12 protein-coding genes are annotated in these 13,803 nt (G+C 57.7%); 8 read left to right on the forward strand and 4 right to left on the reverse strand.

Features of this window, described 5'->3' with window-relative positions; translation table 11 throughout:
• Positions 1-30: 30 nt before the first annotated feature.
• Both AC07ED_RS09790 and AC07ED_RS09795 read right to left on the reverse strand, forming a co-directional pair.
• The gene (locus AC07ED_RS09790) at positions 31-1,269 is read right to left on the reverse strand and encodes an ROK family transcriptional regulator (protein ID WP_105235621.1); all 1,239 of its coding nucleotides are present in this window, start codon (positions 1,267-1,269) and stop codon (positions 31-33) included.
• Between the two features lie 18 nt (positions 1,270-1,287).
• Positions 1,288-1,716: an RbsD/FucU family protein gene (locus AC07ED_RS09795; protein ID WP_105235622.1), complete on the reverse strand. Its 429-nt coding sequence runs from the start codon at positions 1,714-1,716 to the stop codon at positions 1,288-1,290.
• 197 nt (positions 1,717-1,913) lie between these two features.
• Here AC07ED_RS09795 and AC07ED_RS09800 point away from each other — a divergent pair, with 197 nt between their 5' ends.
• The 5 genes from AC07ED_RS09800 (at position 1,914) to AC07ED_RS09820 (ending at position 7,274) form a co-directional block, all read left to right on the forward strand.
• Positions 1,914-2,933 carry a substrate-binding domain-containing protein gene (locus AC07ED_RS09800; RefSeq protein ID WP_105235623.1) on the forward strand — a complete coding sequence of 340 codons (1,020 nt, stop codon included), beginning with the start codon at positions 1,914-1,916 and terminating at the stop codon, positions 2,931-2,933.
• 98 nt (positions 2,934-3,031) lie between these two features.
• On the forward strand, positions 3,032-4,111 hold the full coding sequence (locus AC07ED_RS09805) for an ABC transporter permease (protein WP_105235624.1): 1,080 nt from the start codon (positions 3,032-3,034) through the stop codon (positions 4,109-4,111).
• On the forward strand, positions 4,108-4,893 hold the full coding sequence (locus tag AC07ED_RS09810) for an ATP-binding cassette domain-containing protein (RefSeq protein ID WP_105236382.1): 786 nt from the start codon (positions 4,108-4,110) through the stop codon (positions 4,891-4,893). Before AC07ED_RS09805 ends, AC07ED_RS09810 begins: the two co-directional genes overlap by 4 nt.
• Positions 4,894-5,544 carry a nucleoside/nucleotide kinase family protein gene (locus AC07ED_RS09815; protein ID WP_105235625.1) on the forward strand — a complete coding sequence of 217 codons (651 nt, stop codon included), beginning with the start codon at positions 4,894-4,896 and terminating at the stop codon, positions 5,542-5,544.
• Between the two features lie 98 nt (positions 5,545-5,642).
• Positions 5,643-7,274, forward strand: coding sequence for an alpha-D-glucose phosphate-specific phosphoglucomutase (locus AC07ED_RS09820; RefSeq protein ID WP_105235626.1), 1,632 nt, complete (start codon positions 5,643-5,645; stop codon positions 7,272-7,274).
• Here AC07ED_RS09820 and AC07ED_RS09825 read toward each other — a convergent pair.
• Together AC07ED_RS09825 and AC07ED_RS09830 are read right to left on the reverse strand one after the other, a co-directional pair.
• Complete coding sequence (locus AC07ED_RS09825; RefSeq protein WP_105235627.1) at positions 7,267-7,527, reverse strand: hypothetical protein; 261 nt, start codon at positions 7,525-7,527, stop codon at positions 7,267-7,269. The two genes, AC07ED_RS09820 and AC07ED_RS09825, sit on opposite strands and share 8 nt — an antisense overlap.
• A 165-nt stretch (positions 7,528-7,692) precedes the next feature.
• A complete protein-coding gene (locus AC07ED_RS09830) occupies positions 7,693-8,949 on the reverse strand; it encodes an MGH1-like glycoside hydrolase domain-containing protein (RefSeq protein ID WP_105235628.1) in 1,257 nt (418 codons plus the stop codon).
• 412 nt (positions 8,950-9,361) lie between these two features.
• Between AC07ED_RS09830 and AC07ED_RS09835 the strand changes: the two genes are divergently transcribed.
• The 3 genes from AC07ED_RS09835 to AC07ED_RS09845 all read left to right on the forward strand — a co-directional run bounded on the left by AC07ED_RS09835 (position 9,362) and on the right by AC07ED_RS09845 (position 13,795).
• Complete coding sequence (locus tag AC07ED_RS09835) at positions 9,362-10,246, forward strand: MBL fold metallo-hydrolase (RefSeq protein WP_105235629.1); 885 nt, start codon at positions 9,362-9,364, stop codon at positions 10,244-10,246.
• Positions 10,247-10,285: 39 nt separating this feature from the next.
• Entirely contained in the window at positions 10,286-11,959 is a 1,674-nt protein-coding gene (locus AC07ED_RS09840) for a bifunctional protein tyrosine phosphatase family protein/NAD(P)/FAD-dependent oxidoreductase (RefSeq protein ID WP_105235630.1), read from the forward strand.
• Between the two features lie 96 nt (positions 11,960-12,055).
• Entirely contained in the window at positions 12,056-13,795 is a 1,740-nt protein-coding gene (locus tag AC07ED_RS09845) for a SulP family inorganic anion transporter (RefSeq protein WP_105235631.1), read from the forward strand.
• The last annotated feature ends 8 nt before the right edge of the window (positions 13,796-13,803 follow it).

Genomic DNA, 13,803 nt, shown 5'->3' on the forward strand with positions numbered 1-13,803 from the left:
ATGAGCCGCGGGTTGGGGCTTTGCAACCGATTAGCTGCTCTGCGACAACCCGCCCAAGGTGTTCAGCAGAAACTGGTTGAAGACAGGCGAACAGGCCGCCCCCATTGCGCGGGCGTTGCGGCCCACGGTGCCTTCGGCAATCACAGGCGGGAACAGGCCGCGCTGGTCGAGGTCGACGATATTTTCGCGCACGCGGTTGATCAGCCGTGTCCGCACTTCGGCGGGGAACGCCCCGTCGATCACCACGGCCTCAAAGTCGATCACCGCGCAAACGGTCAGTGCCGCCCGCGCAAGGTGCCGCGCGGTGTAGTCGATCCAGTTCTCGAGAACTTCGGGGAAATCGTGCCAGTCCTGAGGCGAGGCCCAGATCCGTGCGGGTTCAATCCCCTTACGCGCCAAATCCGCCTCAAGACGGTAGAGCGAGGCCACATCGATCAACTGCTTATCTTCGCCCGTGGACAGACGGATCGGTAGCGACCCGAAGGCCCCCGCATTGCCGCGTGCGCCCTCAAACACCGCATGGTTCAGAACCACACCGCCGCCGATAAACGACCCAACAAAGAAGTAAGCAAAGTCACGATAAGTCCGACCGAGGCCGTAAACATGCTCGGCCCGACAGGCTGCAGTCGCGTCGTTTTCGATGAACACAGGCAGGTTGGTGAACTGAGCGATCTCAGCCGAGAAATCCAGATCACGCCACGCGGCAATGTCGTTTGGCGGCGCACCAATGGTTTCGGACCAATTCCAAATCTCGAATGGCATCGCGATGCCGATACCCGAAATGCGATCTGCCGCCTGATCGCCCAGCGCCTCGCGGAACGAGGCCAGCCCTGATTTCAGGAAACCAACAATCGCTTCGGGCATGGGGTAACGATAGGTCGTCTGAAGCAACTGCCGTGTATTGCCGAGAAAGTCGGTCAAAACGAGGTCAGCACTGCGGCGTCCGATTTTCATACCGATCGAATAGAGACCGTCGGGGTTCAGCCCCATCGGAATGGACGGCTTACCCACGCGGCCACGCTGCGGCGCACCCCGTTCGAGGAGGCCATCAGATTCAAGGCTGCGCAGGATCACCGACACCGTTTGCGGCGACAGCCCTGCACGGCGGGCAATCTCTACCCCAGGCATGGCGCCGCTGCGCTGGATCATAGAAAGAACGAGACGCTCGTTATAGTCGCGCAGCCCAGACTGATTGGACCCGCGGAACACCTGCGGATCACCAGTGGATTGGTCCTGACTTTCGTCTTGGCTACGGTCGTCGAGTTTCATGTGCTCTTTCAAAGTGGATTAGGGTTCGATGACCCCTTTTCGTAGGATCACATTCGCATAAAGCGCGGGCTCGCTCGTGGCAACAATTGTATGTGCCTGACGAATGCGCGGATACAGATCGTCGCCAGACATCGCACGTACGGCTACATCGGGGACCATAGAGGCAACCACGGCGTCAATCTCATGGTGGATCGGAGCGAATTGGGCGGGATCATTGAACTGAGCCGAGCGGAAAATCGCGTCAGGCACAAAGCGATCAATCGGCATCACAGCCAGAATCGCCTTGAGCACAGGGACCAATTCCAGACCATCCGCACGTACGACACGGCGACCATGTTCCAGCGCAGGATAGTTTCCATCCACAATCGCGATTTCGTCGCCATGACCCATGGATCGCAACGTATAAAGCAAGTCCGGCCCTAATAGCGCAGGGATACCGATAAGCATTTTAATGTCCTCTTAGACCTCTTCCCGACTTCTGAAAGTGCCGATCACGTTTGGAACTGTCAATAAGTAAATAAGATTGATTTATTTATTGACGAACGCCGACGAATCGAGTTGTCTATAGGCAATCCCAGAGCGGAGGTGCGATGGGATAGAGCGGATCAAACACGGTCCGTATCTGGAATTCTTGGGAGGAAACCATGAAAAAACTTCTCGCCGGTTCGGCACTTGCTCTTGTTGCTATGTCTGGCGCGGCTATGGCCGAAAGCCATTCTGCAGGCACCCTGTGCCTCATCACGAAAAACAACACCAACCCGTTCTTCGTGAAAATGCGCGAAGGCGCTGAAGCACGCGCTAACGAGCTGGGCATGAACCTGATGGCGTTCGCTGGTGTAACCGATGGCGACGCTGCTCCGCAGATCTCCGCAATCGAAAACTGCGTTGCTGCTGGCGCAAAAGGCATCCTGATCACTGCATCGAACGACTCGGTTACTCCGGCTCTGATCGACGCACGCGCTGCTGGCGTTCTGGTTATCGCACTCGACACCCCGCTCGCTGATCCGGAAGCACAGGATATGACCTTTGCAACCGACAACTTCGAAGCTGGCCTCTTGATCGGTAAATGGGCTGCTGCAACCCTCGGTGACGACGCTGCGAACGCAAAAATCGCAATGCTCGACATCAACAAAGACAACATCTCTGTTGACGTTGCACGTGACACCGGCTTCCTCGTTGGCTTCGGCATCGAAGTTCCTGACCTGACTGTCATGGGTTCGGAAACCGACCCGCGCGTTATCGGTCACGAAACTTCGAACGCTTCGGTTGAAGGCGGCGTAACCGCGATGGAAAACCTCCTCGCTCGTGACCCCGACATCAACGTTGTTTACACCATCAACGAACCTGCTGCTGAAGGCGCATACCAGGCACTGGTTAACGCAGGCAAAGAAGAAGGCGTTCTGGTCGTTTCCGTTGACGGCGGCTGCCCGGGCGTTGAAAGCGTGAAATCTGGCGTCATCGGCGCAACCTCGCAGCAGTACCCGCTGCTGATGGCATCCAAAGGCGTTGAAGCTGTTGCAGCATTCATCGCTGACGGTTCGAAGCCGTCCGCGTCCGAAGGTCTGACCTTCTTCAACACAGGCGTAAACCTGATCACCGACAAGCCGGCAGAGGGCGTACCGTCCCTGACCAGCGCTGAAGGCCTTGAAATCTGCTGGGGCTAAGTTCCACAGTATGACTACACTGGTAAAGGGCGGCAGCGCGCCGCCCTTTATCTATCCACCGTCACGCGTTTCGTACGCAAGGGAGGGCACCGGACGAAATGAGCACCCAAACAGAACCCAAAAAACCACTTAACGAATTCGAAGCAGGTCTAGACAAAGCCGATAAGGCCGTCGCCTCCTTCGCGCAGGACGATAAGACGCTTACGCACGTCCTACGCAAATTCCTGCGGGATTACCCCACCACTATTCCGGCACTTGTCCTGATCGTCAGCATTTTGTTCTTTGGCGCATTCGCCAATAACTTCATGACGCCGGGCACACTGTCGTTGGTTCTCAAGCAGGTGACTGTGACGGGTATCGTTGCCGTTGCTCAAACGCTGATTATTCTGACCGCAGGTATCGACCTCTCGGTTGGTGCGATCCTCGTGCTCTCGTCTATCATCATGGGCAAACTGTCCGTCGACTTCGGCCTGCCGCCATTCCTCGCCATTTCGATTGGCCTGTTCTTTGGCGGTCTGATGGGGTGGTTCAACGGTATTCTCGTGACCGTGATCAAACTGCCGCCGTTCATCGTGACGCTCGGCACGCTGTCGATCTTTACCGCGCTCAAGCTCTGGTATTCGGCATCGCAGTCAATCCGTGGCTCTGACATCCGCGAAACTGCACCGTCACTCCTATTCTTTGGCGAACGGATATCCTTTGGCGGGTTCCAAATCACCTACGGCGTTGTCGCGCTTTTGGTTCTGGCTGGCCTCGTTTATTACATGCTCAACCACACCGCTTGGGGCCGTCACGTGATGGCAATCGGCGATGATCCAGATGCTGCGATGCTCTCTGGTATCCGCATCAACCGCACCTTGGTTTCGGTCTACGCCTTTGCTGGCCTCATCTGCGCCTTTGGTGGCTGGGCTGCTGCGGGCCGCGTTGGGTCGATCTCTCCCATCGGCTTTGACGACGTGAACCTGCAATCCATCACCGCGGTTGTGATCGGCGGCACCTCTCTGTTCGGTGGTCGCGGTTCGGTGATCGGCTCGGTTCTGGGTGCAATTATCGTGGGCGTCTTTACCACTGGCCTTTCGCTGGGTGGCGTGGACGACTACTGGCAACAATTTGCAGCGGGCTGCCTTGTTCTTGTGGCGGTCGCTCTTGACCAATGGCTGCGGAGGGCCACGAAATGACGAACGTGCAACCTATCCTATCCGCACGCGGGCTGATGAAACGCTATGGTCAGGTTGTGGCCATGAACGGCGCGGACTTCGACCTGTATCCCGGCGAAATCACTGCTGTGATCGGCGACAACGGCGCGGGCAAATCCACCTTGATCAAAGCTTTGTCGGGGGCAGTTGTTCCCGACCACGGCCAGATCTTCTTGGAAGGCAAAGAGGTCCACTTCAAACGGCCAGACGATGCGCGCAATGCGGGGATCGAAACCGTTTACCAGAACCTCGCACTGTCCCCTGCTCTGTCGATCGCAGACAACATGTTCTTGGGCCGTGAGTGGCGCAAACCGGGCCTGCTGGGCAAAGTGTTCCGCAAAATGGACCACGCTCGTATGCAGGACTTCGCGCGCGATAAGCTGAACGATCTTGGCCTGATGACCATTCAGAACATCAACCAAGCGGTTGAGACCCTCTCTGGTGGTCAGCGTCAGGGTGTTGCTGTAGCACGCGCTGCGGCGTTCGGATCCAAGGTGATCATCCTCGACGAACCGACAGCTGCGCTTGGCGTAAAAGAAAGCCGTCGCGTTCTCGAACTGATCCAAGACGTGCGCTCGCGTGGTATTCCGATCATCCTGATCAGCCACAACATGCCTCACGTGTTCGAGCTTGCTGATCGCATCCACGTTCACCGCCTTGGTCAACGTTTGTGCGTGATCGACCCGAAAAAACACACCATGTCGGACGCCGTTGCCTATATGACTGGCGCAAAAGAACCGGATACGGAATTGGAACTGGCGTAAATGGCCAACTTCACCGACCTGACGAACATAGTAAATGTGGTCCTCGATGCTATCGAGGGCCATATTGCCTCAAAGCCCCGCCTGATCGTCGCCATCACAGGCGCCCCTGCCAGCGGGAAATCCACCCTCTCCGAAGAACTCCTGCGTCGTCTGAAGATCAAAAAGATCGATGCACAGATCGTTCCGATGGACGGGTTCCACCTCGACAACCGTATCTTGGACGAGATGAACATGCGGCCCCGCAAGGGTGCGCCCGAAACGTTTGACGCTCACGGGTTTATCCAGCTTATCCGCACCATCCGCGAGGGTCGCCCCGCCTATTACCCTGTCTTCGACCGTCCTCGTGACATCGCCATCGCAGGCGCTGGTCTGGTCAGCCCAGAGTGCCAAGTCATCATCGTCGAAGGCAACTACCTGATGTTTGATGAGGACCCGTGGCGCGAACTTGCCCCGATGTGGGACCTCACCATCCGTTGGGATGTGCCTCTGCCTGAACTGCGGGCGCGTTTGATCCAGCGCTGGCTGTCGCTCAACCATTCGCGCACCAACGCCGTGCGCCGCGCCGAAGGGAACGACATCCCGAACGCCGAACGCGTGCTCGCCCATGCGTTACCCTGCGACATCACCCTGCCTGCAATAGGCGCGCTGTAGCGTTTCGGGTTGCTCCTGCCTACCAGCAGAATATTCTGTGTCCCATAGTCGCCCCCCTTCGCGGGGGGCCACATTTGTTTCCAAAGGACACTGTTATAATGACCAAGATCACCGTCCCGACCCAGCCAATTGAGGGCCAAAAACCGGGGACGAGCGGGCTTCGCAAGAAAACGCGCACCTTTATGGAGCCGCATTTTCTTGAAAACTACGTGCAGGCGATTTTTGATGGGATCGGCGGCGTTGCGGGGAAAACCCTGCTCGCTGGTGGGGACGGTCGCTACTTCAATGACCGCGCGATCCAAGTCATCCTGCGTATGGCCGCGGCCAATGGCGCTGCGAAATGCGTGGTCGGGCAAAACGGGATTTGTTCGACCCCTGCCGCGTCGAACCTCATTCGCAAATACCAGATGGACGGCGGGTTGATCCTCTCTGCCTCGCATAACCCCGGTGGCGTGGATTATGACTTCGGGCTGAAGTTCAACGGCGCAAACGGTGGCCCTGCATCAGAGGCCGTCACCGACCGCATCTATGCCATTACGCAAACCATCCGCGAATACCACATCCTAGAGGCCCAAGACGTGGACCTCAGCCGTATCGGCACCTCCACGCTCGGCGATATGCAGGTCGAAGTGATCGACCCTGTGGCTGATTATGCTGACCTGATGCAGAGCCTCTTTGACTTCAATGCGATCCGCGCGATGTTCCAGTCGGGCTTCACCATGCGGTTCGACGCGATGCACGCGGTCACAGGCCCCTACGCAAAGGCGTTGATCGAAGGGCAACTGGGTGCTGCCGCAGGAACGGTTGTGAACGGCACCCCCCTGCCCGACTTTGGCGGTGGACACCCCGACCCGAACCCGATCTGGGCGCACGAGCTGATGGCGCTGATGACGGGTCCCGATGCCCCCGATTTCGGCGCGGCCTCTGACGGCGACGGCGACCGCAACATGATCGTGGGCAAGGGAATGTTTGTCTCGCCCTCCGATAGCCTCGCTATTCTCGCGGCAAACGCGCACCTCGCCCCGGCCTATAAGGACGGGATCGCAGGGATTGCCCGTTCGATGCCAACGTCTGCCGCTGCAGATCGGGTCGCAGAGCGGCTCGGTATTGAGAGTTTCGAGACACCGACAGGCTGGAAGTTCTTTGGCAACCTTCTGGACGCGGGCCGCGTTACCATCTGTGGCGAGGAAAGCGCGGGCACGGGATCGGACCACGTGCGCGAAAAGGACGGCCTCTGGGCGGTGCTCTTGTGGCTCAATATCATGGCGGTCACGGGCAAACCCGCGACGCAAATCCTGCGCGATCACTGGGCCGATTATGGCCGCAACTACTACAGCCGTCATGACTATGAAGATGTCGATGCAGACAGCGCCAATGCGGTGATGGACGGACTGCGGGCACAGTTCGCGACCCTCGTCGGCCAGCAATTCGGCCCACTGACCGTGAGCAGCGCGGATGAGTTCGCCTATGACGATCCCGTTGACGGCAGCCGCAGCGAACAGCAAGGCATCCGCATCGGGTTCTCATCTGGTGGGCGCGTTGTGTTCCGCTTGTCTGGCACGGGCACCGTAGGTGCGACCCTGCGGGTCTACCTCGAAGAGCTAGAGACCGACCCGACAAAATTGGACCAAGATCCCCAAGAGGCATTGGGCCATATCATCGCAGCCGCAGAGGCGATGGCTGGGATCACCACCCATACGGGCCGTGATGCCCCGAATGTAATTACTTAACCAAACGCAGCGCGGGCTGTTCGATCACCTCGCGCGACACGACCTCACCTTTGAACGCGAGAACGGGATGACGCTGCGCATCCCCAATCGCACTCACGTTCACCAAGGCTTGGCTAAACGGCTTTTTGCCTGTGTTCGGACGAAAATCGTAGTTCATCACACGGATCGACGGGCGCGGTGTGCGACCGATCTTTAATTGGAAGAAATGAAACCCAACCTTACCCAGTGATACCTTTAATGACTTTTTGCGCATGACACGCTCCAATAGGTAGCAGACATGCCAAAGGTATTAATTTTTATTCGAACGTATATTCTTATTGTCTGATCAGCCCTGAAATACCCGCATTTGTGACTTTTGGAACAACAGATTTCGCGGAAAAGTCGGGGCCGATAATCCATCCGAAACCCATAGGTTGCATCAGAACCGCCCCTTGGCGTGGGGCGAGGCCCATGTCAGCCAAATTGCAGCCGTCCATGTGAACTGCGGTCCGCCCGCAGGGGCACCGTCGAGTGGGCTGAAATATTCCCAGAACCCATGTTCCGCGATGAGCTTTTGCGTCTGTTTGCGCAGCCGTTCGGCGTGGACCGTATGCCCCGTTTCCGCGAGCCCGATCCCGATCAGCGCGTTCACCATCCCCCACACAGGCCCGCGCCAATAGCGAAGGTGGTTAAAATGCGGGTCCTCGGGATCGTTCGACGGAATACCAAAGCCCACCTGCCCGATGATCCGATCATAATGCGCGAGCATCCGATCATCCTTGATCCCCGCAAACCAACAGAGGAACGACGCGCTCGACAGCGAATTGGTAAACGTGCCTGTGCGCAAATCGACTGAATCGTAGTGTCCGCGCTCTGGGTTCCAGTGACGCTCAACGCCTTGCTTGAGCGTCTTGATCCAGCCTTCGATCTCCTCGACGCCGTGATCCAGTTCGACCGCGATATGCAACAAATCGCGGCAAGCTCGCAGGAATAGGAACGTCATCCCGACATCGGCCACACGAAATGGGCCGTGGTCGCGGATGTGGTCCTCATCATACCCACAATCGCGGTTGAATTGGACCAGCGCGAGGTAACGGTCATAGTCCTCTTTCTTGGGCCGCATGGCGGGGTCGACGTGATCAATGTCCCGCCTGTGGTATTCGCCGACGTTCGACCCATCCACATTGGCCAGCGCCGCGTCCCAATCCACCGCATTGTCGCGCCCAGATTCCCAAGGATGCGTGATCACCACCATCCCGTCATGCAGACGATATTTGACGAACCACCGATGCCACGACACCAGCCGCCCATACATCAGTTCCATATGCACGCGGCCATAGTGTTTGTCGGCCTCATAGACCGCACGCGCCATCGTCGCCGCAATCGGCGGCTGGGTGATGCCAGACGTATGCGGCACCCGTTCGACGTTCCAAATATCAGGGCCAGGGAAATAGCCGATGGCCTGTTTGTGGAACACGATATGCGGGACCATCCCGTTGTCCCATTGGCCCGTGAACAAGGTCTCGATCTCGGCCCACGCGCGGCGCGGATCGTGGGTCGAAAATCCCCACGCGGCAAAGGCACTGTCCCAATTCCACTGATAAGGATACAGCCCCTTGGTCGGGACGGTGTATAAACCGCGGTCATTTTCCTGAAGGATCTTGCGGGCTTTCTTGTCGATCTTATCGTAATTCATCCGTGGTCCTTTCCCCTGTCCCGACCGTATGCGCCTCGGACCTGTGGGTTTAGTCGCCAGCCAAGAACGCGGCGACGTTTGGGCCAAAACCTGCGCAGTGCCCTTTTATTAGGCAGCTTTGCCCATCGGGGTAGCAAGGGTGGGACCAATCACCGCACGAGGATAGGTTGCCAAACGGGTCGTCAGGCAGTGACACTCGACCTTGAAGACGCTTATCTCACTGACCCTGCCTAAAATATTTTATATTTCACATATATTTTACGACTTATGCGTCAGAACTGTTGACAAGAGGGTTGCGAGGCCGCATATACATTTCTAAATTCAAATGTATGCAGATATATACTGATCTGTGATACATCTGAGCGAAACAACCGATTGTGCCCCACCCCGCGGGCGACCGAGGAGACCAGACATGACCGATTACCCTGTAAATATGGATGTAAAACCAGAAGTTACCGCGTTTTTCGACCCTGCGACTTGGACCATTTCCTATGTGGTCAAAGACCCAGCATCGAACAAATGCGCGATTGTCGATTCCGTCATGGACATCGATTACGCCGCTGGCCGCATCACCTATGAATCGGCAGATGCGCTGATCAAACACGTCGAAGACAACGGTCTAGAACTGGAATGGCTCCTCGAAACCCACGTCCACGCTGACCACCTCTCGGCTGCGCCATATATCCAGAACAAACTGGGCGGCAAAATCGGCATCGGCAAGAATATCACCATCGTTCAGGACGTGTTCGGCAAGGTGTTCAACGAAGGCACCGAATTCCAGCGTGATGGTTCGCAGTTCGACGCTCTGCTCGAAGATGGCGACATCCTCGAAATCGGTGAGCTAAAGCTGACCGTTATGCACACTCCGGGTCACACCCCTGCTTGCATGACCTACGTCACTGGCAACGCGGCCTTTGTGGGCGACACCCTGTTCATGCCAGACGGCGGTTCTGCTCGTGCGGACTTCCCGGGTGGTGATGCTGGAACGCTCTATGACTCGATCCAAAAGGTTCTCGCGCTGCCTGACGACATGCGTCTGTTCATGTGCCACGACTACGGCCCGAACGGTCGCGATATCGAGTGGGAAACCACCGTAGGCGCAGAGAAAGAGCACAACATCCACGTCGGCGCTGGCAAAACCAAAGAGGACTTTGTCAAATTCCGCACCGAGCGTGACGCGCAACTCGACATGCCGCGCCTGATCATTCCGTCGCTGCAAGTTAACATGCGCGCAGGCGAAATCCCGACCGACAAAGACGGTCGCCCAATGCTCAAAGTACCAGTGAACGGCCTCTAAGGGCCGTTCCTTTTTATAATAAAAACGAGGGGAGACATCATGGACATCAAGGATATCAATAAACGCATCAGCGTGAGCCCACAGATCACTGCAGCCGACGTTAAGGCGATTGCAGACGCGGGCTTTCGTGCCATCATCTGTAACCGTCCCGACGGCGAAGGTGCTGACCAACCCACCTTCGAAGAGATCGACACCGCGGCTAAGGCTGCTGGTCTCGAAACGCTCTACCTGCCGATCGTATCGGGCAAGGTTGAGGACGCGGATGCTGCGAAATTCGGTGACGCCCTTGATGCGCTCCCTGGTCCCGTTTTGGCCTACTGCCGCACGGGCACCCGTTCCGCGACCCTCTGGTCGCTGAGCCAAGCGAAATCCCTGCCCGTCTCTGACATCCTCGCCGCGACCAAATCCGCTGGCTACGACATGGGCGGCGTTGTGCGTCGTATCGCAAACGGCGGCAAAACCCCGACCGACAACACCGACGCATCGTTTGACGTTGTGATCGTGGGCGGTGGCGCAGGCGGTATCGCAGTGGCCTCGTCGCTGAAGGCTCGCAAACCTGAACTCGACATCGCAGTGATCGACCCTGCCGACATCCACTACTACCAGCCCGGCTGGACCATGGTTGGCGCAGGCGTCTTCCACCCTCAAGAAACTGCGAAAACCATGGGCAGCCTCATTCCCAAAGGCGTCCACTGGATTAAATCGGCGGTTGCTGCTTTTGAACCCAAAGACAACGCTGTCATCCTCGATGGCTGCCGCGTGGTTGGCTACAAACGCCTGATCGTTGCACCGGGTATCAAACTCGACTGGAACCGCATTGAAGGCCTCGTGGATACGCTCGGCAAAAACGGCGTGACCTCGAACTACCGCTACGACCTCGCGCCTTACACTTGGAAACTCGTTCAAGAACTGAAAGAGGGCAAAGCGCTCTTCACCCAGCCACCGATGCCGATCAAATGCGCAGGTGCACCGCAAAAAGCGATGTATCTCTCGGGCGACCATTGGTTCAAAAACGGCGCTCTGAAAAACATCGACATCCAGTTCATGAATGCTGGCGGCGTGCTTTTTGGCGTCAAAGACTACGTGCCCGCACTGGAAAAATACGTCGAGAAATACGACGCATCGCTGAACTTCTTCCACAACCTGATCTCGATCGACGGTCCTGCGAAGAAGGCGACCTTTGCCGTTGCGAAGCCTGAAACCGAAGCCACCACCGTCACCGTCGATTTCGACATGATCCACGTGGTTCCGCCGCAGGTCGCACCAGACTTTATCCGCGTATCGCCGCTGGCTGACGCTGCGGGTTGGGTTGATGTGGACCAGTCCACGCTGCGCCACAAAACCTACGACAACATCTGGTCGCTGGGCGATGTGATGAACGCACCGAACGCGAAAACCGCCGCTGCGGCCCGTGTTCAGGCGCCTGTTGTGGCGGAAAACGTCTGCGCAGACATCGACGGCAAGTCGGCTGTCGCACAGTACAACGGCTATGGCTCCTGCCCGCTGACTGTCGAACGCGGCAAGATCGTTCTGGCTGAATTCGGTTACGGCGGTGCGCTGCTGCCGTCCTTCCCGAAGTGGATCAACGATGGCACCAAACCGTCGAAGCTGGCGTGGTGGCTCAAAGAAACCGCGCTTCCGCCGATCTACTGGAAGGCCATGCTGCGTGGCCGTGAATGGATGATCAAACCTGAAAAGGTAACCGCGAAATAACGACCTTCCTGTTCCGGTGTCCATGCCGGAGCAGAAACTGGCGGGGCCTTCGCCGGCTCCGCCGTTCTTTTTCTCTCCTCCGCCAAGGTGTTGCCCATGGCCCTCTCGCCACTCACAAAATATCTCCCGGTCCTTCAATGGGGCCGCACCTATAACAAAGAAGCCTTCCAGAACGACCTCGTCGCCGCTGTGATCGTAACGATCATGTTGGTGCCACAGTCGCTGGCTTACGCGCTCCTCGCAGGTCTGCCTGCTGAGGCTGGCATCTACGCCTCGATCGTGCCGATCATGCTATATTCCGTCTTTGGCACCTCACGAGCGCTGGCCGTTGGCCCTGTGGCCGTTGTGTCGCTGATGACCGCCGCCGCGATTGGCAAGGTCGCCCAGTCGGGTGACATCGGATACGCCACCGCCGCACTGACGCTGGCGTTCCTCTCTGGTGTCATGCTCTTGGGCCTTGGTCTCCTGCGGTTGGGCTGGATCGCGAACTTCCTATCCCACCCCGTGATCGCGGGCTTTATCACCGCCTCGGGCGTCCTCATCGCATCGAGCCAGATCGGCCATATCCTTGGCATCTCGATCTCGGGCCACTCGCTGCCGCACATGTTCGAAAGCCTGTTTGAGAACTTCACCAAACTGAACTTTATCACGCTCTTTATCGGCGTTGCGGCAACCGCGTTCCTGTTCTGGGTGCGCAAGGGCCTCAAACCGCTCCTCCTGTCCAAAGGCGTGCCGCCGAAACTCGCAGATGTGCTGACCAAGGCTGGCCCCGTTGCCGCCGTCGTCGTCACCACCGCTTTCGTCGCGCTGTTCCGTCTGGATAACTGGGGCGTCAAAGTGGTTGGCGAAGTCCCGCAGAGCCTGCCACCCTTCACCATGCCCGACCTCTCTTTCGATCTGATCGGCAAACTCTTTGTCCCCGCCCTCCTGATCTCGATCATCGGCTTTGTTGAATCGATCTCTGTCGCGCAAACCCTTGCGGCAAAGAAACGCCAGCGCATCACCCCTGACCAAGAGCTGATCGGTCTGGGCGCTGCAAACATCGGTGCGGCTTTTACAGGCGGCTATCCGGTCACTGGTGGCTTTGCCCGTTCGGTCGTGAACTTTGACGCAGGTGCGGAAACCCCTGCGGCTGGTGCCTTCACCGCTATTGGCCTCGCCATTGCCGCGCTCGCCCTCACCCCGCTCCTCTACTTCCTCCCCAAGGCAACGCTGGCCGCAACAATCATCGTCGCGGTTTTGTCGCTCGTTGACTTCTCGATCCTGAAACGGTCGTGGGGCTATTCCAAACCCGACTTCTTTGCGGTGGCTGCAACCATCCTGATGACTTGGGCCTTTGGTGTGGAAACGGGTGTTTCGTCGGGCGTTGGTCTCTCGGTCCTTCTGTATCTCTTTAAAACATCGCGCCCGCACATCGCCGAAGTGGGCCTGATGGAAGGCACCGAACACTTCCGCAACATCAAACGCCATCAGGTGAAAACCGATGACCGTCTGGTGATGATGCGCGTCGATGAAAGCCTCTATTTCGCCAACGCACGCTTCCTCGAAGATTACATCTACGACCGCGTGCAGGCTGATTGTGGCATCGAACACGTGGTGCTGATGATGTCGGCGGTAAACGCCATCGACTTCTCCGCCCTCGAAAGCCTAGAGGCCATCAACGCCCGCCTCAAAGATATGGGCATCAAACTGCACATGTCCGAAGTCAAAGGCCCGGTGATGGACCGCCTCCAAACCGCGCATTTCCTGCACGACATGACAGGCGAGGTGTTCCTCTCGCAATACGAGGCGATGGCCAAGCTCACAGGCATGACTGCTGCCAAAGCGGCGGAATAACCAAAAGG

The organism is Aestuarium zhoushanense (assembly GCF_056431045.1).